The sequence below is a fragment of the Bilophila sp. 4_1_30 genome, assembly GCF_000224655.1.
GTDB classification, from domain to species: domain Bacteria; phylum Desulfobacterota; class Desulfovibrionia; order Desulfovibrionales; family Desulfovibrionaceae; genus Bilophila; species Bilophila wadsworthia.
In genome coordinates this window covers 46,696-69,802 of record NZ_JH114232.1, presented here as the reverse complement: position 1 = coordinate 69,802, position 23,107 = coordinate 46,696, and the positions used below count along the sequence as shown (strand labels likewise).

The window sequence follows — 23,107 nt, the reverse complement described above, 5'->3', positions numbered from 1 at the left end:
TCCCCAATTCCCTATTCCCTTTCAAATGAGCCCGCCTTTTTCAGGTAGCGGCGGAACAGGCGGACGGAGGGGCGCGAATGGGCGTCGAAGTCGGCGGTCAGTTCGAGCCCCGGAACGATGGCCCGGACCACGGGAAACTCCAGATCCTCACGCGTCAGCTCCACATAGACGGGGGCGTGCCCATGCGAGATGAGCACTTCTTCCAGCAGCCGGAGGTTGTCGGAGGGCGAGCCGAGCCGGTAATCGGGCAGTTCGGAGAGGCGGCGCTGCGCGAGGCCAGCCGGAACCGGCGCGGAAGCCGGGCCGTTGGGATACGGATAGGGGGTCTCGGTCAGCGCCGAGAGCAGAGCCCCTGCCCCGGAAAGCCCCGCCCCGGCTCCGCGAACCACGGAACCGTCGCCGCAGGTTACGAAGCTCTGGTAGCAGGGGACGCCGAATTCCGTGGTCATGTCCCGGAACCAGACATGGATGCCGCGCCGGGCGTAATCCGCGAGAAGTACCGCCAACGGGTGCTCGCCGTCCGCGAGCAGCTCGAAGCACTGGCCGCGCCGCCACGGTACCGTGGCTTCGGCGTCGCGTTCCAGTATTTCAGTGAGCGCGCCGACCTTGGCTTCATCGAGTGTGTTGCCCGAAGCCATGCCCGTGGAACCCGGCGACAGAAAAAGAGCGGGCTCGTCGAGATTGCAGAACAACCCCACGGCCTGCACCGGGACGAGTATCGCGCTGCCCGAAACGCCGCGGCCTTCCATCCAGTAAAGAGGCTGATCGTTGTACTCGGCGTCGATGGGCAGGCCGCGCGGATCGATGGCGGCCCGGCCTTGCGCCAGCAGTTCCGCATGGTTGGCCCGGACAATCGGCGTGGGGTGGAGGCGATCGGTGATGGCGTCCCCGTCCACGGACAGATAGGCCGAAGCGCGTTCGACCATCTCCATCGAGTAGGACGCCCGGGCCGTGGCGATGGACAGGCCGCGCCCCCATGTGGTGCCTTCCCCCTGCAGGGTATAGTCGAGCTTGCCGTTGCGCACGGCGATGTCCACGTTCCAGTTTCGCAGTAGTCCCACGGGTGCGAGCGAGGATTCGTGCCGCATTTCCGTTCCGGCGATCACGCCGCAGGTGGCCAGCGAGGCCAGCGCTTCCGCCGCCGTATGCTGGGCCGGGGGGCGGGACCAGATGGGCTGTCCGGGAACGGCCCGCTCGGCGTGAACCTCCGCCGCCGTGCGTCCGTGTTTGGGCGGCTCCGCGTTCCGCACATACGCGGGCAAAGGGAGATCGTTGTCGTCGGGATGCGGCAGGGGATGGTGCCGGGAAAGGTTTTCTTCGAACAGCGCGTTCCATGCGGCAAGGTTCGCTTGCTCCTCTTGCCCTTCTTTCGTGAGGGATTTGCGGGCGAAGCTGAGGTACGGCAGGGGGGTGGCCCCTTCCAGCCGTTCAAGTTCCCCGGCTGAGACGCCGTTCAGCATTCCGGCGTGTCCGGCGTTCAGGAATGCCGTTTCGCAGAGCAAGCCCATGAGCACCGGACGGGAAGGCGTACGCAGCGCGGCGGCTTCATCCGGGGGCAAGGCCGCGATGCGGCGCAGCAGATGGCGGTGCAAAAATTCGTCGAGAGGGGCGGCCTCAAGGCGGGCGAGCGCATCCTCAAAGCAGAGATCTTCCGGCGGCTCGCAGGAAAAGTATCCGGTCATGGATTCGGTGGAGGCGTGGGTATAGCGATAGGGGAGGGTGGTCGTGGGCATGGCTGTCCTCGGGAAAAAGTGAAATCGGCTTGCGTTACGTTGCCCAAAACGTCGGGAAAAGGCAAACGCGCCTTTGGTGCGGAACGGGCTGGATCCCGTGTTGTTTCGCATGGTGCCCTGCCTTTGCGGAGGTGGACTTGCCGCCGGAACACGTGGACGGGTCTTGACATTTCCGCTGATATGGATAAAAGAGTTCGTTTCTTACGTAAAAAATCGCGCTCCGGCGCGCAGGAGGTTATCATGAGCGACGAAAAAACCCTCGTGGGTGCCGTCAAGACTGAGCAGGGCGTTGAAGTGAAGGGTATGCTGATGCAGCCCGTCGTTGAAAAGTGCGAAGGCTGTGATCGCGTTCGTACGTTTGAAGAGCAGCAGTTCTGTGGCAGCTACCCGAACCCCGCCAAGAAGTGGTTCGACGGGCGCTGCAACTTTGCTACCCACATCAAGACGGAAAGCGGCAAGGCCGCCAAGGTCAACCCGTTGAAGGCGTCCAAGCGTGCTGCGAAGGGTCGTTAAGCCGTTCGGAAGCGTTTTGCTCGCGGGTATGCACCGCAATTTTTTTGAGAACGCCCGTCTTTGGGAAGGGCGTTCTCCCAAGGCAGGGGGAGGCTTCGTCTTCCCCCTTTCTTATTTTCCGAAGCCGTACACGAGGAACATATGACACGTTTTTCTCGGCTTATTGAGTCCATCGGACAGCAGCGGGACAAGGTCATCGAATACCAGACCCGCATGACGGAACTCCCCGCTCTCGGCCCGGAGAACGGCGGCACGGGCGAAATGCCCAAAGCCCTGTATCTGGAAAGGCTGTTGCGTGAGCTCGGCGTAACGGACATCCTGCGCATTGACGCGCCCGACTCGCGGGTCCCCGACGGCGTGCGCCCCAATGTGATCGCGCGCATCCCCGGCGCGTCGCCGCGTCGGCTCTGGATTCTGGGGCATATGGACGTTGTGCCTCCGGGAGAGCTTTCCTACTGGAAGACCGATCCGTGGAAGGTTGTCGTCGACGGCGACAAGATCCGTGGCCGTGGCGTGGAGGACAATCAGCAGGCCATCGTTTGCGGCCTGCTCATTGCGCAGGAACTGAAGGCGCAGGGCATCACCCCCGACCTCTCCCTTGGCCTGATTTTTGTTTCCGACGAAGAGACTTCCAGCCGTTACGGCATCCACTACATCCTCAAGACTCACGCCGATCTGTTTGGCCCCGACGATTTCGTGGTCGTGCCCGATTACGGCGTGGCGGATGGTTCCTCCATCGAAATTTCCGAGAAAGGCCAGCTGTGGATGCGCGTTGAGGTGCTTGGGCATCAGTGCCACGCGTCCCGCCCGCAGGAAGGCCGCAACTCGCTGGTCGCCGCCGCCGATATGATTCTGCATGTGCGGGATCTGGAATCCATCTATGCTCAGGTCGATCCGCTGTTCCAGCCCCCGTGCTGCACGTTCGTCCCGACGCGCCACGAAGAGAACGTCCCCAATATCAATTCCCTGCCGGGCAAGGACGTGTTCTACATCGACTGCCGCATTCTGCCGGGCATCAGCCACGACGACGTGCTCGCCTCCGCCCGGGAGATTATGGAAGCCGTGGCGGAGCGTCATGGCGTGACCGTGGATATCACCACGGTGACCAATGCGCCCGCGTCGCCCGCAACCCCGCCCGACAGCGAAGTGGTGCTCCGCCTGTCCGCCGGGATCCGTGAGATCTACGGCATCGAGCCGCACTGCGACGGCAGCGGCGGCGGGACCGTGGCCGTGGGCTTCCGCGACATGGGCATCCCCGCTGCGGTCTGGGCCAGCGTCGTGCCGACCTATCATCTCGCCAACGAATACTCCCTCATTTCCCGCACCATCGGCGACGCGCAGGTGCTCGCCCGGATGCTGTTCGATTAGGGGATGATGAAGATTGGGGGGTAGGGAACCCTTCTGAAGAAGGGCTGCGTTGCTGTCGATGCCCGTAAGGTTCGAAGGCTCGCCTGACGGTCACGGCCCCAAGGGGCCCCCGTTGGGTCGGTCCCCTTCCCCCAAAAAAATCCACCCCTTCCCCTCCTGAGGCTTTTCTATTGGTCGATGGAGGGACGGGCGGCTTGGGAGGCTGAACTTCCGTGTTCGTCCCCCGGCGGCTTGTTGAAAGGGAACATTTCGGTATATCTGGGACTCTCCCTGCTTCTTTTTCAAAGAATACTCCTTTCGCGTCCCCTCCCCACCAGTCGAAAGTCTTGGGAAGGGTGGGGGGACGGGGGAGGGAGAACCCTTCTCCAGAAGGGGTTCCCTCCCCCGCTCTTTCCCAAGGAAAAGCTTATGTTCGATTGTATAGTCGTAGGCGCGGGACATGCGGGCTGCGAAGCCGCCATGACGTTGGCGCGGTTCGGGCAGCGCGTTTTGCTGATCACGGGTAATGTGGATCGCATCGGGCACCTTTCGTGCAACCCCGCCATCGGGGGGCTCGCCAAGGGGCATATGGTCCGGGAAATCGACGCCCTCGGCGGCATGATGGGCCTGTGGGCCGACAGGGCGGGTATCCAGTTTCGTACGCTGAACGCCAGCAAGGGGCCCGCCGTACGGGCCACCCGCGCGCAGATCGACCGCGACAGCTACATGGAGGCGGCGAAGGCCGCCCTGTTCGCCGAGCCGAACATCACCATCTGGCAGGATACCGTGGACGAGGTGCTGGAGCGGGGCGGGCGCGCCGCCGGGGTCCGCACCGAGCTGGGGCAGACCTTTGAGGCCCCGCACGTCATCCTGACTACGGGCACGTTCCTGTGCGGGCTTATCCATGTGGGGCTCACGCATTTTTCCGGTGGGCGCCTCGGCGATGCCGCCGCCATGAAGCTTTCGGATTCCCTGCGGAAGCACGGCCTCACCCTGGGCCGCCTCAAGACCGGGACCACCCCGCGGCTGCTCCGGTCGTCCATCGATTTTTCGCAAATGGAGGAACAGCCCGGTGACGATCCGGCTCCGTGTTTCAGCTTTTACGGGCCAAAGCCCGGACAGCCGCAGGTGCCGTGTTATGTGACGTGGACCAACGAACGGACGCACGACGCCATCCGATCGGGCATGGACCGTTCGCCGCTGTTCACGGGCGTCATTGAAGGCACGGGCGCGCGCTACTGCCCCTCCGTGGAGGACAAGGTGGCGCGGTTTCCCGAGCGTGAGCGGCACCATGTCTTTATCGAGCCGGAAGGGTTGAACGGGCAGGAATGCTACGCCAACGGCATTTCCACCAGCCTGCCGCTGGATGTGCAGCTTGCCATGATTGCCAGCATCCCCGGCCTCGAACATGCCAAGATGGTACGTCCCGGCTATGCCATCGAATACGACTATGTGGACCCGGTACAGCTTGAGCCCACGCTGGAGGCCAAGGTCCTGCCCGGCTTGTGGCTGGCGGGGCAGATCAACGGGACGTCCGGCTATGAGGAGGCCGCCGCTCAGGGGATGTGGGCCGCGATCAACGTGGGGTGCCGCCTGACGGGCCGCCAGCCGTTCCTGCCGGGCCGCGACGTGGCGTACATGTCTGTGCTGGTGGATGATCTCGTGACGCGTGGGACGCAGGAGCCGTATCGTATGTTCACATCGCGGGCGGAGTACCGGCTGCTGCTGCGCGAAGCCAATGCCGACGCGCGGCTGACCCCGCTCGGGCGGGAGCTCGGATTGGTGGGCGACGAACAGTGGTCCGCCTTCCGGCGCAAGCAGGACGCATTGGGGCGGCTGCTGGACATGCTGCGTGAAGTGCGGGTTTCGCCGGACGCGGCGACGAGCGACGCTTTCCGCGAGCTGGGCGAACCCGTGCCGAACAAGTCGCTGACGCTGGAGGAAGTGCTCAGGCGTCCGTCCATGACGCTGGAACGGCTTGAGCGCCTGCATCCCGGCGTGATGGCTTTTCCGGAAGAAGTGCTTTTGGAGGCGGAAACCTCCGTGAAGTATGCGGGTTACTTGGTGCGGCAGGACGAGCTGGTCAAGCGCTCCGCACGGCTTGAGGAGGTACGCCTCCCGGCGGATCTGGATTACCCCTCCGTTTCCGGCCTGTCCGCCGAGATCGTGGAAAAGCTCTGCGCCGTACGCCCGCGTACCCTTGGTCAGGCGGGGCGCATTTCCGGGGTGACTCCGGCGGCGTTGACCTGTCTGGAAATCCATCTGAAAAAACGGTCCCTGCTCGGATAGCCATGAAGAGGTGGCCGCTTGAAGCCCTGTTTGCCGGATCTGGCGGCGTTGCCTTTCCCCGGATGACCGCGCTTGTTGGGGCCGGGGGCAAGACGACGCTCATGTACGCGCTGGCCCGGCGTATGGCCGATGCCGGGCGGCGTGTGGTCTGCACCACCACGACCAAGATTTTCCCGCCGGAAAATGGCCTTCCCGTGGTTCTCTTGGAAGGCGTGGCCGATCCCGTTGCCGCCGTCCACGATGCGCTGTTCGCCGCGCCGTGTGTTGTGGCCGCCGGGCGTCCGTTGCCGGATGTGCGGAAGCTGGACGGCGTATCCCCCCATATGCTTGCCGTGCTATCGGCGGCGCTGCCCGCCGCCCTTTTTCTTGTGGAGGCCGACGGCGCTGCCCGTAAGCCCCTCAAGGCTCCCGCTGCGCATGAACCCGTCCTGCCGGAGCCTCTGGACTGTTGCGTGGCGGTGGTCGGTCTGGACAGCGTGGGGCAGCCGTTGGACGACGGGCACGTGCACCGTTCCGCACTGGTTTGCGCGGCGGCGGGGCAGAAGCCGGGGAGTCCGGTGACGCCCGCGACGCTGGCCCGTCTGGTGGAGCACCCCGAAGGGCTGTTCCGCAACTGTCCGGCGGGGTGCCGCCGTCTTGTGTTCGCCAATAAGGGGGACGGGCCGGGGGCGCTTGATGCCGCTTCCGAAGCCGCCGCCCTGTCCCGTTCCGTGGCGTGGTTTGCGGGAAGCGCGGCTCAGGGCTGGTGCGTCCCGCTGACGGCGGGGGCTCAACGGACGCTTGGCATGGAGCCCTTCCGTGATCTATCATGCTGAGATGGAAGGCAGAGTGGTGAAACAATGGGTCGTGATGGGATCGGCGTGCCGTTTTATGGCGCTCGCCGGTTTGCTTTGTCTGGCGTTGCTGCTCTCCGGCTGCGGTACGACATACATTTCCGCACCCGATTATGGTGGACGGTATGATACCTCTTCCCTCGGCGCCCGGGTCGCTCAGACCGCGCGCTCCCAGATCGGTGCGCATTACCGTCTCGGAGGCACCACGCCCAAAGGGTTCGACTGCTCCGGGCTGATCTGGTGGGCCTATCGTCAACATGGGATCAATGTTCCCCGTGTGACCGATGCGCAGGCCAAGGCCGGGTACGGCGTGGGTCGCGGCATTGCCATGCGTCCCGGCGACATCCTTGTCTTCGATACCAATCGCGGGCGCACGGGGCTCCATACCGCATTGTACACAGGCAACGGGCGGTTCGTGCACAGCCCCACCAGCGGCAAGCGTGTCCGTGAGGACAGTTTGGCTCAGGAATACTGGAAGAAGCGGCTTATCCGCATTCGGAGAATTGTGAGATAAAAAGTAAGCCTGAAAGGCGGCGGGCTTTTTTTGAGCAAGAGCCCCTGTTCCTTCAATCCTCTCCCTTACTCTCTGAAGGTTTTCGGCTGCGTAAAGGCGGCGCGGGAAGCGTCAAGCCGTTTGGCACTCTGGATGCCAGCATTTTTTCGAGTGCACCGGATTTGGCGAAGGGAAGAACCGAGCAGCCCGAAGCCGGGTGCGGCATCGGGCTGGCAACAGGTACGGAAGTTGAGGAAGAGAGAAAAGAGATTCCGACGAGGGAACGTCGGAAAACAGGTTTCCTCACCGGTTCAAAAGCTTCTCACTGGTGCTGGAAGCCGCTCTCGTCGAACGAAAGCGGCGCGCTGCCGTCCTCTTCGGCTTCAAGGGCGGCGACCTTGTCTTCCAGCCATTCCAGCATGGCCCGGGCGGTGTGGTAGTTCATGACCACACGCGAATGGATATGCCGGGTGATGGTCCGCTCCTCGTCATTGTAAGGGGCGATTTCGTGGCCGAAGCTGCCGTCGGGGGCTATGATACGTTCGGAGTACGGCGGCATCTTGTCGCTTTCGAGATAGAAGCTGATTTCGATTTCGCCTTGCGGGTTGATGCCCCCCCATACGCCGTGGGTATACTGGAGGCGGGTTTCCGGGTCCTGTTCGTACTCATAGCGTATCCGGCTGGGATACTGTTGGCTCATTGACGGCTCCTTTGACCTTGCTGAAACAACCGCGTCATGCGGTTTTGGGTATTGTAGGAAAGTGACGGGATGAAGTAAAGTTGCCTCTCCCGTTTGGCGGCTTCTTATCAGGCCCGCCAATATTGTACGGTATTTTTGAACATCTCCAAAGAGGAAAGCATGACCGCATTCACGACGGAAAAAATCGATGTAGAACCGTGGTTTGATATGGAACTGTTCATGGGCGTCAGCCAGGAGACCCGGCTTGGCGGCGACGTGATGGACCGTTTCATGACGCTGTGGAAGAACTGGCTCCCGCACCTGACCGTGAAGGGCATCGACACGGGCAAGATCAAGTATCTTTTGGTCGCTCTCGACGAGAGCGTGGAGCAGGATGTGGACAAGGCGTGGGAAAGCTCGCCGTCCAACGCGTTCTTGTACAACGCGCTGGCGCAGACCATGTGCATGGCCGCCGTACACGCCGTGATCCCCGAAGTGCAGGACGCCGGCTGCGCGCCCGCCCCCAAACCCACCGCCACGCTGCGCGAAGCGCTGGAGGTCGAGGGGATCCCGTACAGCAACGACAAGGATCCCATCCTGTCCCGCCGCTATGCCGTGGTAACGCACTATCCCTTCAAAGGCGGCTGTGAGATCTGCGTGCTTCAGAGCAACTGTCCCAAGGGGCAGGGCCAGATGGAAGCCACGTCCGTAGTGCTTCCCGGCTACGAGCACCCTCAGCAGATGTGATGTGGGTGTTATGAGTTTGGGGTTGGGGAAGGGGGACCTTTCTCCAGAAAGGTCCCCCTTCCCCAACCCCCCTCCTCTTTCCCTCCAAAGACTTTCGACTGGTGGGGAGGCCGCTTGGAGGGCGTTCGTTTGATGGGCGGTTGGAATTTGGGGCAGCGGGCTCGGCGGAGAAATCGGCTTTGACGTTGTGTATGAAAGCCGATGGGGTGCGCCGGGCTCGGAAGGTGGCCGCCGTTGGGCGGCAACAGAATGAACTGGGGTGGAAGACGGGTATGCGCGTTCTGTTGTTGGATCTTGGGCTGGAACTGCGGGGCGGCCAGCGGCAGGTGTATTATCTGGCCCGCGCGTTGGCCCGCACATCCGACATGGATCCGTTGGTGGCCTGTCCTCGTGCGGGAAAGCTGGCGGAGCTGCTGCGTGATGAAGGTTTGCCCGTTCTGGGCTTGCCGGGCCGGAGCCCTGCCAACCCGTTGCTGCTGCGCTGGATGGGGCAGCGGCTGCGCGATTTTTCCCCGGATATTGTGCACACGCACGACGCCAACGCCGCTACGCTGGGCGCGTTCTACAAGCTGCTGCACAGCGGCACGCTCTTGATCCACAGCCGCCGGGTTTCGTATCCGCTGCGGCGTGGGCTGCGCTCGTGGAAATACCGGATTGCCGATGCCGTTGTGGGCGTCAGCCGGGAGATCGCCGACGGCATGATCGGGGCGGGCATCCCCGCCTCACGGGTCAGCGCGATCCATTCCGGAATCGATCCCTCCCGTTACCGCCCTCGTGAGGCGCGTCAGGATGGGGGCTTCCTCTTCCAGAGCATAGGCGCTTTCACGCCCCAGAAAGGCTACAGCGTGCTTGTCCGGGCGATGGCGGAACTGCGGAAGCGCTCCCTGCCTCCGTGGGCCGTGCGCATCGTGGGCGACGGGCCGCTGCTGGATCCCATCAAAGAGGAAGCCCGTACCCTCGGCGTGGATGATCTGCTTGCGCTGCCCGGCCGCCGGGACAGCGTGGACATGCTGCCGGACTGCGACGCTCTGGTGGTCCCGTCAGTGGACGGGGAGGGGAGCAGCGGGGCCATCAAGGAAGGCTGGGTGACGGGAGTTCCGGTGATCTGTTCGGCACTGGCTTCCAATCAGGAACTGGTGCGCGGGGACGAGAACGGACTGCTTGCCGCCGTGGGCGATCCCGTGTCGCTTGCCGACGCGATGGCGCGTTGCCTGACCGATGAAGGCCTGCGGGTGCGGCTTGCCGAAGAGGGAAGCCGATCCGTGCTGGAGTTCACCGATACCCGGATGGCTGAGCAATACATGGATCTGTACCGCCGCCTCATGGGAAAAGGCACGGAATGAAAGCTTGCCGAGGATATTTTTAACGCCTCTGTGATTTTCCCTGAAATTTCTCCCGGATGCTTTCCGGTACGCTTGAAGCAACACGCCGCACAACGAGGATTTCGTTCTGCGGCGTGTCCGGTATGGCCGGGCGGGAAAGGAGAAGACAAAGTGAGGGGGAAAGAAACGGCGTTCTTTCCCCCCTGAGGCATCAGCTGGCGGAACCGGACTTATCTGTAGATGTCCACATCATCCACGAGATGCGGCGGTTCTCCCTTGAAGGCCTTGACCTTGACACGGTCGCCGGTCTTCAATTCGGTGAAGGGCACGTCCTGATCGGGCTTGTCCCTGTGTTCGAGTTCAAACTCGCTGCGGTCATCCACACGGAACGGGATTGCCTTGCCGTCCCGGTCCTTCACAACGAAGGTCTTTTGGGCGGGATCAACGCTTTCCACAGTGCCACGGACACGGATCTTGTGATGGGAACCGGCAAAGGCCGGGACGGAAAAAGCGACAAGAACGGCAACCGCAAAGGCGGCGCATAAAGTACGTTTGAGCATGGCAGCCCTCCTTTTGCATTCCACGCTAGGAAGTGTCGCCATAAAAAGCCATGAGTATCATCCCGAACGGGTTGATTTTTTATGTCCATTGCGGGAAACACGATGCCCTCGCTTCACCTTGCCCACAAACAGTTCCTTTCTATAGAGCTCCGAAAACCGCGATGGGGGAATAAATGCCCTCTCATTCCCCTATTCAGTATCCCGCGTTCATCGGCGGACAGGGAACGCCGCGAACAGGGATCCGATAAGCGCGAAAGTCTTTGGAGTGGGTGGGAGAGGCGCGGAGGGGGGGACCTTTCTAAAGCAAGGTCCCCCTCCCCCTCCGCATTTTCACAATCCCTTCCTCTCCTCTAAAAAGCCTCACCGCCAGCGAGGAGATCCTCACGGATGAGCTTGCGGAGCTTGTGGGCCACGGGGCCGGTCTTGCCGTCGCCGATGGGCCTGCCCTCGAAATGGGTCACGCCGATGCATTCGTGCGCCGTGCCGAGGATCATCATCTCCCGGACGGAATCCAGCTCGGCCTGCGGGATGGGGCGGATCTCCACGGGCATGAACGTTTTGGCAAGCTCCATCGCCTTGGTCGCCACCGTGCCGACCAGCGCGTTCTTGAATTCGGGGAGCACCAATGCGCCCTTGGCATCGACCACGGCTACGTTGGCAATGGCCGCTTCGGTCAGGCAGTCGTTCGCGTCGAAGGTCAGGGCGACGTCCATGTGCTTCTGCATGGCCTCAAGCGTCATGAAGACGGCGGAAAGGTAGTTGGTCGTCTTGAGGCGGGCGAACATGGCGGGCTTGACCGGCACGTCGCTGCGGAAGGCGGTGAGGCCCTTGTCGTACCATGCGTCAGTGCGCACAGGGACGCGGTAGGCAGCCACGTACAGGCTGGACTGGGGGCACTCCTTGAGCGCGATGCCGAATCCGCCGGGGCCGCGTCCGGACAGGATGCGGATATTGCCTTCGGGTTCGTCTCCGGCCTTGGCTACGGCGAGCACGATGTCCCGGATTTCCTCGATGGGGCAGGGCAGGGTGAGGGACAGCCCGGCGGCGGAGTTGGCGAGCCGACGCAGGTGCGCATCGAGATGGATGACCTTGCGTTCGGTGAAGCGGATGGTTTCAAACACGCCGTCGCCGCGATGGACGAGATGATCGTCCAGCGGGGCCAGCATCAGCCGGGGATCGCGGCAGATCGCGCCGAAACGGTGTTCGTAGAAAGCCAGAATGTTGTCCGCGCCGGGACGTTCCAGTTCCCGGAGCTTCTCGATCCATGCGTTCGTGTCCAGTACGGGAATCATGACAAACCTCTTTCTGGTGGTTTCAAGGGTGGGTTGTCTGTGTTCTTACTCTCTTCAGGACGAAAAGACCAGATTGGGGCACCCGGTTTCCCGGATGCCCCAATCGGAAGAAACGGTTCGCAGGAACCGGACTTACTTCTTGATGAACACGGTGCGATCCTGCACGCCGAGCAGGTCGCGGCGGACCAGCTCTTCGGCGATCTGGACGGCGTTGAGCGCAGCGCCCTTGCGGATGTTGTCGGCGACAATCCACATGTTGAGGCCGTTCGGGATGGTATCGTCCTCACGGATGCGCCCCACATAGGTCGGGTCTTCGCCGGCGGCGTCGACCGCGAGGGGGTACATCTTTTCGGAGGGGTTGTCGTACACCTGTACGCCGGGGGCCTGCGCAAGGATGGCGCGGGCTTCCTTGGCGGAAAGCTTGCGTTCGGTTTCGATGTTCACGGACTCGGAGTGGCCGTAGAACACGGGCACGCGCACGCAGGTGGCGGTCACCTTCACGTTCGGGTCGCGCATGATCTTGACGGTTTCATGGACCATCTTCATTTCTTCCTTGGTGTAGTCGTTCTCAAGGAAGACGTCGATGTGCGGGATGCAGTTGAACGCGATACGGTGGGGATACACGTTCACTTCGGGCTCTTTCAGATTGAACATCTGGCGGACTTGCGTTTCCAGTTCGCTGATGCCCTTCTGCCCGGAGCCGGAAACGGCCTGATAGGTGGAGACCACCACGCGGCGGATGCCCGCGGCGTCGTGCAGGGGCTTCAGGGCCACGACCATCTGGATGGTGGAGCAGTTCGGGTTGGCGATGATGCCGTTGTGCCCTTCCAGCGCTTCGGGGTTCACTTCGGGCACGACCAGCGGGCAACGCTCGTCCATGCGCCACGCGCTGGAGTTGTCCACGACGATGCAGCCCGCGGCGGCGGCGTGGGGGGCGTACTTTTCGGAGGTGGAGCCGCCCGCGGAGAAGATGGCGATGTCGATGCCTTCGAACACATCTTCCTTCAGTTCGCGCACGACCAGCTCGGAATCCCCGTAGGGGACTTTCGTCCCGGCGGAACGGGCCGAGGCGAAGGGAACGACCTCAGTGGCGGGGAAGTTCCGGCTTTCAAGGGTCTTCAGCATTTCACGGCCGACGGCGCCGGTAGCTCCCACAACAGCGACAACGAGTTTTTTTTCAGACATGGTATCCTCTATCCTCGAACAAAAAAGGAAAGCCTCGGAGCATGTGATTTTCGCAAGGCGTTCGACGTTCATCTAACGGGTTGCCGTCGCTGTCAAGTCCGTTGGAGCGCTTTTCACCCGAAATCCGTCTCCTTTTTTGATAGCATTTCGGGCAGTCACGTGTGACTGGGCAAAAGCCTTTTGGATATCAAAGGGTTCCGGGCTTTCCGCATCAAGGCGTGCGGAAGGGGGGCGCGGCGCAGGCCGGTTGCCCTTTTTGACATAAATGTTATTTCTATCGCGCCGGATCGGGGCCCCGTTTCTCCGCGCCTGGAGCCCCAAAACACGGGAACGGCGTTAGAGTCGCTTGCCAGCCACGGTGTTTGTTCTTATAGTTTGACCGTAAAGTAAAGGCAATCTACGTCGTCAGGATACAATCCGGAAGCTTTCCGGCCCCGTACGCTGACAAGGAGTATTTTATGGCCACTCGTCTTTCTCCCGCTGATGAAGCGCCCTTCAACATCCAGATCAAGAATCTGGCTGATGAAGAGCTTCTCGACTTCTGGGAAGAAACCCAGCAGATCGAGAGCGCCTTGCGTGCCGAATATCAGCAAACGGTGGTTCCTGTTCAGGATTACGAGCGTCTTATCGTGCTGGAACTGCAGTTGCGTTCCTGCCAGCGCCAGAAGTCCTGCGGAGCCTGATCATCTCTTGAACACATCCGTTTCGGCCCGACTGGCGCCGGAATGTCCTAATGGCATAGGAACCCTCCCCTTGTTGCGGGAGGGTTTTTGGCGTCCATGGCCCTGACGATCCGCGTGGCGAAATTGACGGTCCGGCACGCTTCCAAGAATCCGCACGCGGCGTGGAGCAATCGGCTTTTCTCAGTTACGGTATCCGTGTCCTGTGGCGTTGCCTGCCGCTAGGCGCTTTCTTTTTTAGCCGTCGATGGCTGCTTCACCCCGTGTTCCCTTCATAAACGAAAAGGCCGGAACTCCCCTTGGGAGGAGCCCCGGCCTTTTCATTTTTATGGACGTTACTGCGCCTGCTGAGGCGTGTGGTTTTTGTGTTCCTTGATTTTTGTGACTTCCTCGGACACCGCCTTCTTGAGATCTGCAGGGGTATTCGGGTTATCGAGCGCCTTTTGGAGCTGTTCGAGGCCCTTGTCCGGCTGTTCGAGGTAGTAGGCGTAGAGGATGCCGAGGCTGTAGCGTACGGAAGGATCTTCCTTGGCGGCGACGACCTTTTCGAGGCTGGCGGCGGCTTCGGCGTTGCGGTTCTGGCTGTGCTGGATGATGCCGAGCATGTAGAGCGGCTGCGTTTCGTTGGGCGCGGCCACCACGGCGCGCAGGGCGAACGTCTCGGCCCGCTGCCAGTCCTGCGTGTGCATGAAGTGCTCGGTCAGGCCGACGAGGGCTTCAAGGTCTGTGGGGTTTTTCTGGAGTTTCTGCATCAGGGCCATGACGCCCTGCTGCGTGGCTTCGTCCATGCCCGCGCTTGTGGGCATCTGCTGTCCTGACGGCGCGGCGGCCTGCGTCCCGGTGGTCGTATGGGAAACCAAGCCGGGGTTGGCCGAGAAGTAGGACAGGGTGGACACGAGCATGAGCACCAGCCCCGCCGTGATGAGCAGCAGGATGGAGCGGCGGTTTTTTCCGAAAGTCTGATCAGTCATTGCGCAAGGTCTCCAACTGGGTAAGGCGGCGGTTGAGGGCAATCTGGTTGCGGAGCAGGAACGCAAGGTAGGCGCCGAGCCCGATCCATACGGCGATATTCGCGTACATGAGCCAATCCATGTCGGTCATGAGGGGACTCCTTAAGGAACATGAAGGTTTGACCCACCCTTCCTAAGACTTTTGACTGGTGGGGAGGCTACGCTCAGGGAGTCCTGTAAATGAGGAAAACTCCCATGTAACCCCCGGAACCCAAAAGGCGAAAGTTTTTGGAGGGGGGGCCGGGGGAGGAGACCTTTTTGAAAAAAGGTCCCTCCCCCGGTTCTTTCTCTAGATTACAACTCGCCATGAACGGCGAGGCCGTCGAGGCGTTCTTTCTGCTTGATCTGCAAGGTACGGAGGCCGACGAGACCCGCCCAGACAAGCCCGAAGCAGGCGACGGCGGCGATGGCGGCGATCTTCATTTCGGGTTCAAGCCCACCGGACTTGTTGGCGAACACGGCGGGATGGATGGAGCGCCACAGCCGTGCGGACAGGAACACCAGCGGTACGTCCACGAAGGCCACGATGCCGACCACCGCGCACAGGTTCGCCTGGCGCTCGCGGGGCATGTCCATCTTGCGCAGGACGAGGTAGCCCGCATAGAGGAACCAGAGGATCATCGTCGTGGTCAGGCGCGGGTCCCACGTCCACCAGACGCCCCACGAATGGCGCGCCCAGATGGAGCCGGAAACGAGCGCCAGCCCGCTGAGCACCACGCCCACTTCGGCGGCGGCCCCGGCCACGGCGTCCCAGTGGCGGTTGCGCGTCTTGAGGTAGGCCACCCCGGACACGCAGACGAGGAAGAAGCTCACGAAGGACCACCACGCCAACGGCAGGTGCGTGTAGAAAATCTTCTGCACCAGTCCCATCGTCTGCTCGACAGGCGCATACCGATAGATAAGCACCTGACAGGCCGCCATGAGCACGCCGCCGAGCACGGCGCAGGGGAGCATCCATGTGTATCGCATGAGATTATTCGTCTCCTGAAAAGACAAAGGGGAAGAGGACAAGCCCGGCGGCAAGGAACACCGCGTCAAAGGCCACGGCGATGCCGAGCCATGATTCCACGCCTTCGGGCAGCGCTTCGCTGAACCCCCCGGCGCAGACGCGGATACCCGCCAGCAGGATGGGGATGATCAGCGGGAAAAGCACGATGGACAGCAGCGACTCCCGCGCGGCCTGCCCTTGCGACAGCGCGCCGAGCAGCGAACCGAGCGACGCCATGCCGATGTCGGTAAGAACGAGGGCCAGCAGGGCCAGCGGCCAGCCGTCCCCGAGCGACTGCCCAAGGAACACGATGGTCGCCGGAAGGAAGAGGAGCTGTGCCGTCAGGATGATGCACAGGCCCGCCGCCGCCTTGCCGAGCAGCACGGACTGGACCAGCGAGGGCAGGAGCAGCAGCCCCGCCCGCGAACCGTTGGCCTCTTCGAGCCCGTACAGCATATTAAAGGATAAGACCTGACAGAACGCCGAAGACAGCCAGAAGATCGTGGCAGCCCCTTGCCCGCTCATGGTCTCCCCGGTTTCCCGGGACAAGCTGAACACGAAGATGAGCAGCAGCCCGAGCAGGAGCGCCTGCACGAGCCCGGCCCCGCGTGAAAGCACGAGGCGCAGATCCTTGCGGGCAATGAGGCAGGCGGCTTTCAACATACTGCCTCCCCGGTGCGGACGCCTTCATACCCGGAGGCGGGACCACAGTAGCCGATGGTCCTGTTCTCAATGGCGATGATCCGGCCGGCGCGCTTGGCGTCCCCGGCTACGTCATGGGTGATCCAGACGATCCCCGCGCCCCGATCGCGGGATGCGGCGATCTCCCGGTGCAGGATGGCGAGGGAACGCACATCAAGCCCGGTGCCCGGTTCGTCGAGCAAGAGCAATGGGGGCGACTGGAGGAGGATGCGGGCGAGGTTCAGCCGCTGCGCCATCCCGCGCGAGAAGGTCCCGGCCCGTTCTTCGGCAAAGGGGGACAGTTCCACGCGGGCCAGCGCTTCGGAAAGCGTCGCCTTGTCCGTCGGGTTCCCGTGCATCCCGCTCCAGAACGCAAGGTTCTCGAGCGCGGTCAGGCCGGGATAGATGAACGTGGCGTGCCCGAGATAGCCGAGCCCGCCGTCCTCGCAAAACCGTTCGACGGTGCCCACGGTGGGGCGGGCCAGCCCTGCCATGATCTTGAGCAGGGTGGTCTTGCCCGCGCCGTTCGCGCCGACCAGCAGCGTGACCGTGCCGGGATGCACCTCAAACGAGATGTTCCTGAGCACGGCGCGGGCGCCGAAGAGTTTTCCGATTCCGGCGAGCTTCAGCAGCATCAGTTTTCCCGGCCGTTGCGGCGCCTGAAGCTGATGAACGGCAGCAGGCACATCAGGATGCCGCCGATCCACAGCCAGTTGACCAGCGGGTTGGAGCTCAGGCGGAACACCGCCCGGTTCTGCTGGTCCACCGCCATAAGGGTTGCGTAGAATTCATTGCCCAGCGAAGGGATGACCGCGGCCTCGGCGAACTGCATCTGCCCCCATTTGGCGTAGACGCGGCGCTGCGGCGCGGCGATGCCGATGAGCTTGCCGTCCTTGCGGACTTCCAGCTCGCCTTCAAGGAAGATGTAGCCGGCGCCTTCGCCCTCATACAGGTTTTTGAAGGTGACTTCGAACTGGCCGACCTTCACGGTCTCGCCCATAGCCATTGTGGGTTCGGATTCGATTTTGTACGGGCCGGAGAAGGCGATGCCGAGCGCGATGAGGGCCACCCCGATGTGGATGCCGTAAGCGGCGAAGCTCGGGGCATGGCTGTATACGGGCCTTTCGAAGAGTTTCAGGCTCATGCTGACCAGCGCGGCGACGCTCGCCGACGCGCCGAGCACGGCGACGGGCAGGGTGTAGCCGAGGGAATACATCGCGGCGGCCGCGCCGATGAAGGAGCAGACCACGAGGAGGAGCTTGCGCATGTTGCGGACGCCGCCGTTCCAGCCGAGCCACGGGCAGATGCTCAGGATGGCGACCATCGCGGCGAACAGGGGCATACAGACGCGGTTGTAGAAGTCGGCGGTCAGGCCCACCGCGCCACCGTGGTCATGCCCGGCCTCGTCGAGGACGACGTCGCGGGCGAGGCCCATGACGGTCTCTTTCCAGAAGGCGCTGAACACGGGCCACATGGTGGCGATAAGGATAATCAGCGAAAGCGCCAGCAAGAGCCACGAGGTCAGGATAAGGAACCCTTCGCGGCTTTCTATCCCGGCCAGTTCGCCCGCGTCGGAACGCCGCGCGAGCAGGGCGATCCAGAAGGAGAGGGCGACGGAGATGAGGATGAAGAGGAGCAGCGGGACGCCCACGCCGCCGGAGCCGAAGGCGTGCACGGACTGCACCACGCCGCTGCGGACGAGGTAGGTGGCGAAGAAGGCCGAGATGGTGGTGAGCGCCATCAGGAAGACGTTCACGCCGTGCAGCTTGTTGCGGCGCGTCTGGATGAGCATGGTGTGCAGGGCCGCCGTGGCGATGAGCCACGGGATGAGGGAGGCGTTTTCCACCGGGTCCCATGCCCAGTAACCGCCCCAGCCGAGTTCCATGTAGGCCCACCAGCCGCCGAGCACGATGCCGGCGGTGAGCATGGCCCATGCCGCCAGCGTGAAGGGCCGGGCCACATCGGTCCATGCCGCTTCATCAGCCTGCCTGCGGCTCAGCGCCTGAGCGAGGGCGAGGCAGCTCGGGATCACGAATCCGCCGTAGCCGAGGAACAGCAGCGGAGGATGGAAGATCATGCCGGGATTCTGGAGCAGGGGGTTCAGCCCGTTGCCATCCTGCGGCACGGCGTGGTTCATGAGGAAAGGATTGTTCCACGTCACGAGGATGAGCCCGAAGAAACTCATGATGCCGAGGTAGAAGACCCAGTACCAAAGCCGCGTATCGGGGGTCAGGCTCTTATAGGAGCGGGTGAGCTGGAACAGCCCGCCGCAGATGGCTACGGAAAAAGCCCAGAACAACATGGAGCCGGCCTGTCCTGCCCAGAAGGCCGTAATGCGGTAGAAGAGCGGCAGCAGCCGGTCGGTGTAGCTCGCCACATAGACCAGGGAGAAGTCATAGCTCGCCAGCGCATATATAAGGATAGCGGACGCGATGATGTAGCAGCCCGTCAGGCACAGGTTTGCCTTTTCGACAAAGCCGAGGCCCGGAACGGAGGTGCGGCGGGAGGCCTTGCCCGCCGCCGGGGCCGTCCTTGGCCACAGCGATTTGACGGCCCATGCCGCTCCGGCGAGTGCGCAGAGCATGGAGAGCGCGAGAAGGACGAAAGCGAAATAATACATGGAAGCTCCAAGTTGTCCGGGATCTCTTCCCGAGAGAGTGGGGCGAACCGCAATTACGGCTCCTGTACGTACAAAAAAGCCGCGCCGCCCGCGTCATACGGGGCCCGCCGCGCTAGGCGGCAGGCCAGCCGAAGATTCGGGGCAGGGCGGCGTTCAGCCTCTGTTTTCCTTTTGATATTTGGAAGGGCACTTGGTCATGAGCGTTTTGGCCTGAAACGAACCGTCAGGCCGGAGCCCACCTTCCACAATGACTTCCGCACCGGCCTTGAAGGTATCCGGAATGGCGCCCGTGTACTCGACCCACAGCGTGGTGGCCTTGTTTTCCTGATCCTCCAGCCGGAACTTGACGTCACGGCCGGTTTCGGAGCGCGAAAGGCCGTCCTCGGCAACGGTGCCGAAGAGGCGGGCGGCTTTCAGTTTGTCGGAGGGGGTAGCGAGCGCTTCGGAGACATTGAGGAAATAGACGCTGTTTTCGGAAAAGCCGGAATACGCAAGATAGCCGACGCCTCCCAAAAACAGGAGAAGCGCCACGAGATAGACGTTCTTGCCGGATTTTTTTGCCATGGTGGTTCCTGTTGTGCTTTCCTCCTCACTTCCATGCTGCCGAATACCAGCGGGGAGGGCAAAAGTCAAATCACTTCCGGCCTCAACACGCATTCCCGCCCGTTGATTTTTCACTCTTTTTTGTACCGCGGCACTTGTTTTTTTCGGCACATGAAGGATGTTTTTCCGGATATTTCAAAATGATGCATAAAAACATCTATCAGGATTATTTCTTGAAATCTAACACTTCATTTGATGCATTTATTCACCAATGTACCTTTTTTTTGTAGAGCTGATGATGCAAATTTAAACCGATACCTTTTTTGCGCAAGCAGTATCGGCGCTTTCGGTACGTGCGGTAATCCATTTCAGGCACAGGAGAAAAAAAGTCGAAAATGGGCTGAAAACGAATGAAGGCAAGGGAATACGCTAAAATGATGGCACAGATTGTGCTCTTTAGGGACAACAAACAGGGGCAACACCAACGCATCCCAAGGAGCATTCATGAAAACCACAGAACAGATCGAACACGATAAAAACCTTCGCCGCGTCGTCGTTTCCTCACTCGTAGGGGCCGTCATAGAGTGGTATGACTTCTTCCTGTACGGCGTTGTCGCGGGGCTTATCTTCAATCATCTGTATTTCCCCGAATTCGACGACCGTATCGGGACCATGCTGGCGTTCGCCACCTTCGCGGTCGGCTTTGTGGCCCGTCCTCTGGGCGGCCTCGTGTTTGGTCATTTCGGCGATAAAATCGGCCGCAAAAAGGTGCTGGTGCTTACCCTTATGATCATGGGCACGGGGACCGTGGCCATCGGATGCATTCCTTCGTATGCCAGCATCGGGATTTGGGCCCCGATCCTGCTCATTTTGTGCCGTGTTGCGCAAGGCCTCGGCCTCGGCGGCGAATGGGGCGGCGCCGTGCTGATGTCCTTCGAGTCGGCTCCCGCGCACAAGCGCGCTTTTTACGCCAGCCTGCCGCAGGTGGGGCTTTCTCTTGGCCTGCTGCTGGCCTCCGGCGTCATCGGCTTCTTCTCCGCAGTGCTTTCCAACGAAGCCTTCATCAGCTGGGGCTGGCGCATCGCGTTCATCATGAGTGCGGGGCTGCTGTTCGTCGGTTCCTATATCCGTTCCTCCGTGCATGAAACCAAGGACTTCGCGGAAGCCAAGGCCAAGATGCCGGAAGTGAAGTATCCCCTGCTCGACGCCTTCAAGCGTTATCCCAAGATGATGGTGGCCTGTATGGGCGCCCGCCTCATCGACGGCGTGGCCTTCAACACCTTCGCGGTATTCTCTTTGAGCTACCTGACCCAGACCCGCGGGCTTGAACGTTCTTCCGCGCTCGCGGTGGTCATGATCGCCTCCGTGGTCATGTCCTTCTTCATCCCCTTCTGGGGCTACGTCGCCGACCGTATCGGCAAGGCCCGCGTGTTCGGCTTCTGCGCCCTGCTGCTCGGCATCCTCGGCTTTCCGGCCTTCTGGGTGTTCCATAACTATTCCGACAACTATCTTTATGTCTGCCTCGCTCTGGCCCTGCCGTTCGGTGTCGTGTACGCCGCCGTGTTCGGGACCATGTCGAGCCTCTTCTCCGACAGCTTCGACCCCTCCGTCCGCTATTCCGCCATTTCTTTCGTCTATCAGTTCTCGGGCATCTTCGCTGCGGGCCTGACGCCGATGGTGGCGACCATGCTCGTGGCTTGGAATGGCGGCGAACCTTGGTATCTCTGCGCCTATCTGGGCTCCGCTGGCCTCATCAGCGCCGCCTGCACCCTGTGGATCCGGCATCTCAACAGAAAGGGCTTTCCTCCTGCTTTGCCTGTTGAGCGTGAAACCCCCGTTTCGGAACCGCTCATGGAAGGCGAATCCGCCTAGTAGGGCAGGGGAATGGGTATGGAATCGGGGAGGGAGATCCTTCTGAGGAAGGACGTTCTCCTCCCCTCCCCGAACTCCACCTATCCTCAAAGATGAGGGGGCGGCCAGCCGCTCCCCCCTGACAAATAAAAAGGTACGCGGAGCAACGGTGATGCGGGAGATATGCCGCAGTATCCGCCCTCCGCTTTCTCCCCAAGGGGAAGGCCCCGTCCGCAGTAGCGGGTCCGCCCCCGGAGAATAAAGCCTTTGAGAAACCGCTTGCCGGACATTCTCAGGACACAAGAAAAGCCCCCGGGGATATTCCGGGGGCTTTTCCTGTTTCAGGGAAGATGAAAATTCGAAAGCCTTTTCCGAGTAGGGCACCGTTGAACAAAACGGACAGCACTCGGAAAAATTTCTGAAAAAAGTTCCTTTTCTTTTGCCATCCAACGGAATTCCCGCCGCGCAGCCTCCCCACCCATCGAAGTTTTTGCGGAGGGGGTACGGGGGAGGGCGCTTTTTTCAAAAAGCGTTCTCCCCCGATTCTTCTTCCTTCTTTCCTCTATTCCTTCGCGGCGTCGGCGCGTGCGGCCTTGAGGGCTGCGTTCTGCTGGTTGCGGGCCTGCGTCAGGGCGCTGCGGCGCTGGCGGGCGGCTTCGCGCAGATCGGCAACGGCATCGGTTTCGTCGACGATTTCCCGGCCGAGCATCTCTTCAAGCACGTCTTCGAGGGACACGACGCCAGCCAGTCCGCCGTACTCGTCCAGCACGATGAAAAGATGGAGCCGCGATTCCAGAAATTCCAAAAGCAGCTTGTCCACCGTCTGGTTCTCAAGGACGAAGCGGACGGGCTGCATGATATCGAACAGCGTCTTTTCCCCCTGCCCCTGAGAGACATAGCGCCCGATGTCCTTGCGGAGCACGATGCCGACGATGTCCTCGTTGTCGTCGCCGTAGACGGGAATGCGGCTGTAGTGCCAGATCTGGGGATGGTTGTAGGCGTCCTTGACCGAAATGTCCTCCTGGAGGGAGAAAACCATCGTGCGCGGGGTCATGATCTCGCGCACATGCTTTACGTCCAGCGAGAGGATGTTCCTGATGGCGTTCTCTTCATATTGTTGGATGCGCCCGGTCTGGCGGGAGAGGCTGGTGATCGCCCGGATGTCGTCTTCGGTGGCGGAAGGGCCGCTCTGGGGCGAGGCCACGAGGCGCGTCAACATGCTTGAGAACCAGATGAACGGCTTGAAGATGAGGACCATAAGCCGGAGAGGGCGGGCCATGCCGCTGGCGACGCCGCAGGCGTGGGCCACGCCGAGCGTTTTGGGGAGGATTTCCCCGAGCGCGAGGATGAGGATGGTCAGCCCCGCCGCGAACAGCGCGGTATTGTCCGCACCGAGCACATTGGCGGCGACGGCGCCCGCTATGGCGGCCCCGGCGGTGTTCGCCACCGTATTGAGGGTGAGGACGGCGGCGATGGGCTGATCGATGCGGGAACGGAGCTGATACAGCAGCTCGCCTGTGGCGGACCCTTGCTTGCGCAGGTTTTCGATATAGGTCCAGGGGACGGAATAGAGGGCCGCTTCGGTCATGGAGCAGATCGCGGAAATCAGCACCACAAGAAAGACGGTGAGCAGCAGAGTGATCATGATCGAGACCTTGCCGGGCCGTCGGCCCCGGCTGTTGAAAGGGATATGGAGTATGGGAGTGTAGCCTTGACGGTGGCGGAAGGCAATGCCCCTATT

Annotated in this window: 22 protein-coding genes; 9 read left to right on the top strand and 13 right to left on the bottom strand. The window is 61.8% G+C overall.

Translation table 11 applies throughout. The features are described 5' to 3' along the window. Nucleotides 1–11: 11 nt before the first annotated feature. Nucleotides 12–1,733, bottom strand: a complete 1,722-nt coding sequence (locus HMPREF0178_RS07070) for a YcaO-like family protein (protein ID WP_009368104.1) — start codon at nucleotides 1,731–1,733, stop codon at nucleotides 12–14. A gap of 240 nt (nucleotides 1,734–1,973) precedes the next feature. Between HMPREF0178_RS07070 and HMPREF0178_RS07065 the strand changes: the two genes are divergently transcribed. The 5 genes from HMPREF0178_RS07065 (at nucleotide 1,974) to HMPREF0178_RS07045 (ending at nucleotide 7,229) form a co-directional block, all read left to right on the top strand. Next, complete coding sequence (locus HMPREF0178_RS07065; RefSeq protein ID WP_005027852.1) at nucleotides 1,974–2,246, top strand: PxxKW family cysteine-rich protein; 273 nt, start codon at nucleotides 1,974–1,976, stop codon at nucleotides 2,244–2,246. A gap of 141 nt (nucleotides 2,247–2,387) precedes the next feature. Beyond that, complete coding sequence (locus HMPREF0178_RS07060) at nucleotides 2,388–3,614, top strand: M20 family metallo-hydrolase (RefSeq protein ID WP_009368103.1); 1,227 nt, start codon at nucleotides 2,388–2,390, stop codon at nucleotides 3,612–3,614. A gap of 408 nt (nucleotides 3,615–4,022) precedes the next feature. After that, on the top strand, nucleotides 4,023–5,882 hold the full coding sequence (mnmG, locus tag HMPREF0178_RS07055) for a tRNA uridine-5-carboxymethylaminomethyl(34) synthesis enzyme MnmG (protein ID WP_009368102.1): 1,860 nt from the start codon (nucleotides 4,023–4,025) through the stop codon (nucleotides 5,880–5,882). A gap of 2 nt (nucleotides 5,883–5,884) precedes the next feature. After that, on the top strand, nucleotides 5,885–6,697 hold the full coding sequence (gene yqeC / locus HMPREF0178_RS07050; protein ID WP_009368101.1) for a selenium cofactor biosynthesis protein YqeC: 813 nt from the start codon (nucleotides 5,885–5,887) through the stop codon (nucleotides 6,695–6,697). Beyond that, entirely contained in the window at nucleotides 6,681–7,229 is a 549-nt protein-coding gene (locus HMPREF0178_RS07045) for a C40 family peptidase (protein WP_009368100.1), read from the top strand. The genes yqeC and HMPREF0178_RS07045 overlap by 17 nt, the downstream gene beginning before the upstream one ends. Nucleotides 7,230–7,530: 301 nt before the next feature. On the opposite strand, the gene HMPREF0178_RS07040 is transcribed toward HMPREF0178_RS07045, so the two are convergent. After that, the gene (locus tag HMPREF0178_RS07040; protein ID WP_005027847.1) at nucleotides 7,531–7,908 is read right to left on the bottom strand and encodes a hypothetical protein; all 378 of its coding nucleotides are present in this window, start codon (nucleotides 7,906–7,908) and stop codon (nucleotides 7,531–7,533) included. A 159-nt stretch (nucleotides 7,909–8,067) separates the two neighbouring features. Between HMPREF0178_RS07040 and HMPREF0178_RS07035 the strand changes: the two genes are divergently transcribed. Continuing rightward, nucleotides 8,068–8,634: a hypothetical protein gene (locus tag HMPREF0178_RS07035; RefSeq protein ID WP_009368099.1), complete on the top strand. Its 567-nt coding sequence runs from the start codon at nucleotides 8,068–8,070 to the stop codon at nucleotides 8,632–8,634. 272 nt (nucleotides 8,635–8,906) lie between these two features. Next, nucleotides 8,907–9,977 (top strand): glycosyltransferase family 4 protein, encoded by a 1,071-nt coding sequence (locus tag HMPREF0178_RS07030; RefSeq protein WP_009368098.1) that lies wholly within the window; start codon nucleotides 8,907–8,909, stop codon nucleotides 9,975–9,977. A gap of 209 nt (nucleotides 9,978–10,186) precedes the next feature. Here the strand turns inward: HMPREF0178_RS07030 and HMPREF0178_RS07025 are convergent, their stop codons facing one another. The 3 genes from HMPREF0178_RS07025 to HMPREF0178_RS07015 all read right to left on the bottom strand — a co-directional run bounded on the left by HMPREF0178_RS07025 (nucleotide 10,187) and on the right by HMPREF0178_RS07015 (nucleotide 12,993). Beyond that, nucleotides 10,187–10,516: a DUF5666 domain-containing protein gene (locus HMPREF0178_RS07025; RefSeq protein WP_009368097.1), complete on the bottom strand. Its 330-nt coding sequence runs from the start codon at nucleotides 10,514–10,516 to the stop codon at nucleotides 10,187–10,189. Nucleotides 10,517–10,866: 350 nt separating this feature from the next. Then, the gene (locus HMPREF0178_RS07020; protein WP_009368096.1) at nucleotides 10,867–11,808 is read right to left on the bottom strand and encodes an aminotransferase class IV; all 942 of its coding nucleotides are present in this window, start codon (nucleotides 11,806–11,808) and stop codon (nucleotides 10,867–10,869) included. Between the two features lie 132 nt (nucleotides 11,809–11,940). Next, the gene (locus HMPREF0178_RS07015; RefSeq protein WP_009368095.1) at nucleotides 11,941–12,993 is read right to left on the bottom strand and encodes an aspartate-semialdehyde dehydrogenase; all 1,053 of its coding nucleotides are present in this window, start codon (nucleotides 12,991–12,993) and stop codon (nucleotides 11,941–11,943) included. A 458-nt stretch (nucleotides 12,994–13,451) separates the two neighbouring features. On the opposite strand from HMPREF0178_RS07015, the gene HMPREF0178_RS07010 reads away from it, so the two are divergent. Beyond that, nucleotides 13,452–13,676 carry a hypothetical protein gene (locus HMPREF0178_RS07010; RefSeq protein ID WP_005027837.1) on the top strand — a complete coding sequence of 75 codons (225 nt, stop codon included), beginning with the start codon at nucleotides 13,452–13,454 and terminating at the stop codon, nucleotides 13,674–13,676. 332 nt (nucleotides 13,677–14,008) lie between these two features. On the opposite strand, the gene HMPREF0178_RS07005 is transcribed toward HMPREF0178_RS07010, so the two are convergent. From HMPREF0178_RS07005 to HMPREF0178_RS06980, 7 genes are all read right to left on the bottom strand, one after another. After that, nucleotides 14,009–14,644: a hypothetical protein gene (locus tag HMPREF0178_RS07005; RefSeq protein WP_009368094.1), complete on the bottom strand. Its 636-nt coding sequence runs from the start codon at nucleotides 14,642–14,644 to the stop codon at nucleotides 14,009–14,011. Then, on the bottom strand, nucleotides 14,637–14,774 hold the full coding sequence (locus HMPREF0178_RS20920; protein ID WP_009368093.1) for a CcmD family protein: 138 nt from the start codon (nucleotides 14,772–14,774) through the stop codon (nucleotides 14,637–14,639). Before HMPREF0178_RS20920 ends, HMPREF0178_RS07005 begins: the two co-directional genes overlap by 8 nt. Before the next feature lie 203 nt (nucleotides 14,775–14,977). After that, complete coding sequence (locus HMPREF0178_RS07000; RefSeq protein WP_005027835.1) at nucleotides 14,978–15,652, bottom strand: cytochrome c biogenesis protein; 675 nt, start codon at nucleotides 15,650–15,652, stop codon at nucleotides 14,978–14,980. Between the two features lie 4 nt (nucleotides 15,653–15,656). Then, nucleotides 15,657–16,334 carry a heme exporter protein CcmB gene (locus HMPREF0178_RS06995; protein WP_009368092.1) on the bottom strand — a complete coding sequence of 226 codons (678 nt, stop codon included), beginning with the start codon at nucleotides 16,332–16,334 and terminating at the stop codon, nucleotides 15,657–15,659. Beyond that, a complete protein-coding gene (locus HMPREF0178_RS06990) occupies nucleotides 16,328–16,987 on the bottom strand; it encodes an ABC transporter ATP-binding protein (protein WP_009368091.1) in 660 nt (219 codons plus the stop codon). The genes HMPREF0178_RS06995 and HMPREF0178_RS06990 overlap by 7 nt, the downstream gene beginning before the upstream one ends. Beyond that, nucleotides 16,987–18,972: a heme lyase CcmF/NrfE family subunit gene (locus tag HMPREF0178_RS06985; protein ID WP_009368090.1), complete on the bottom strand. Its 1,986-nt coding sequence runs from the start codon at nucleotides 18,970–18,972 to the stop codon at nucleotides 16,987–16,989. The genes HMPREF0178_RS06990 and HMPREF0178_RS06985 overlap by 1 nt, the downstream gene beginning before the upstream one ends. Before the next feature lie 153 nt (nucleotides 18,973–19,125). Continuing rightward, nucleotides 19,126–19,536, bottom strand: coding sequence for a cytochrome c maturation protein CcmE (locus tag HMPREF0178_RS06980; protein WP_005027830.1), 411 nt, complete (start codon nucleotides 19,534–19,536; stop codon nucleotides 19,126–19,128). A gap of 483 nt (nucleotides 19,537–20,019) precedes the next feature. Between HMPREF0178_RS06980 and HMPREF0178_RS06975 the strand changes: the two genes are divergently transcribed. Next, nucleotides 20,020–21,387: an MFS transporter gene (locus HMPREF0178_RS06975; RefSeq protein WP_009368089.1), complete on the top strand. Its 1,368-nt coding sequence runs from the start codon at nucleotides 20,020–20,022 to the stop codon at nucleotides 21,385–21,387. Nucleotides 21,388–21,928: 541 nt separating this feature from the next. Here the strand turns inward: HMPREF0178_RS06975 and HMPREF0178_RS06970 are convergent. Next, nucleotides 21,929–23,011 (bottom strand): hemolysin family protein, encoded by a 1,083-nt coding sequence (locus HMPREF0178_RS06970; protein ID WP_005027827.1) that lies wholly within the window; start codon nucleotides 23,009–23,011, stop codon nucleotides 21,929–21,931. Between the last annotated feature and the right edge of the window lie 96 nt (nucleotides 23,012–23,107).

Bases quoted from the DNA above. Each gene is read 5' to 3' on its own strand.
- HMPREF0178_RS07070 (WP_009368104.1), bottom strand. From the start codon at position 1,733: ATGCCCACGACCACCCTCCCCTATCGCTATACCCACGCCTCCACCGAA.
- HMPREF0178_RS07065 (WP_005027852.1), top strand. From the start codon at position 1,974: ATGAGCGACGAAAAAACCCTCGTGGGTGCCGTCAAGACTGAGCAGGGC.
- HMPREF0178_RS07060 (WP_009368103.1), top strand. From the start codon at position 2,388: ATGACACGTTTTTCTCGGCTTATTGAGTCCATCGGACAGCAGCGGGAC.
- mnmG (WP_009368102.1), top strand. From the start codon at position 4,023: ATGTTCGATTGTATAGTCGTAGGCGCGGGACATGCGGGCTGCGAAGCC.
- yqeC (WP_009368101.1), top strand. From the start codon at position 5,885: ATGAAGAGGTGGCCGCTTGAAGCCCTGTTTGCCGGATCTGGCGGCGTT.
- HMPREF0178_RS07040 (WP_005027847.1), bottom strand. From the start codon at position 7,908: ATGAGCCAACAGTATCCCAGCCGGATACGCTATGAGTACGAACAGGAC.
- HMPREF0178_RS07035 (WP_009368099.1), top strand. From the start codon at position 8,068: ATGACCGCATTCACGACGGAAAAAATCGATGTAGAACCGTGGTTTGAT.
- HMPREF0178_RS07030 (WP_009368098.1), top strand. From the start codon at position 8,907: ATGCGCGTTCTGTTGTTGGATCTTGGGCTGGAACTGCGGGGCGGCCAG.
- HMPREF0178_RS07025 (WP_009368097.1), bottom strand. From the start codon at position 10,516: ATGCTCAAACGTACTTTATGCGCCGCCTTTGCGGTTGCCGTTCTTGTC.
- HMPREF0178_RS07020 (WP_009368096.1), bottom strand. From the start codon at position 11,808: ATGATTCCCGTACTGGACACGAACGCATGGATCGAGAAGCTCCGGGAA.
- HMPREF0178_RS07015 (WP_009368095.1), bottom strand. From the start codon at position 12,993: ATGTCTGAAAAAAAACTCGTTGTCGCTGTTGTGGGAGCTACCGGCGCC.
- HMPREF0178_RS07010 (WP_005027837.1), top strand. From the start codon at position 13,452: ATGGCCACTCGTCTTTCTCCCGCTGATGAAGCGCCCTTCAACATCCAG.
- HMPREF0178_RS07005 (WP_009368094.1), bottom strand. From the start codon at position 14,644: ATGACTGATCAGACTTTCGGAAAAAACCGCCGCTCCATCCTGCTGCTC.
- HMPREF0178_RS20920 (WP_009368093.1), bottom strand. From the start codon at position 14,774: ATGACCGACATGGATTGGCTCATGTACGCGAATATCGCCGTATGGATC.
- HMPREF0178_RS07000 (WP_005027835.1), bottom strand. From the start codon at position 15,652: ATGCGATACACATGGATGCTCCCCTGCGCCGTGCTCGGCGGCGTGCTC.
- HMPREF0178_RS06995 (WP_009368092.1), bottom strand. From the start codon at position 16,334: ATGTTGAAAGCCGCCTGCCTCATTGCCCGCAAGGATCTGCGCCTCGTG.
- HMPREF0178_RS06990 (WP_009368091.1), bottom strand. From the start codon at position 16,987: ATGCTGCTGAAGCTCGCCGGAATCGGAAAACTCTTCGGCGCCCGCGCC.
- HMPREF0178_RS06985 (WP_009368090.1), bottom strand. From the start codon at position 18,972: ATGTATTATTTCGCTTTCGTCCTTCTCGCGCTCTCCATGCTCTGCGCA.
- HMPREF0178_RS06980 (WP_005027830.1), bottom strand. From the start codon at position 19,536: ATGGCAAAAAAATCCGGCAAGAACGTCTATCTCGTGGCGCTTCTCCTG.
- HMPREF0178_RS06975 (WP_009368089.1), top strand. From the start codon at position 20,020: ATGAAAACCACAGAACAGATCGAACACGATAAAAACCTTCGCCGCGTC.
- HMPREF0178_RS06970 (WP_005027827.1), bottom strand. From the start codon at position 23,011: ATGATCACTCTGCTGCTCACCGTCTTTCTTGTGGTGCTGATTTCCGCG.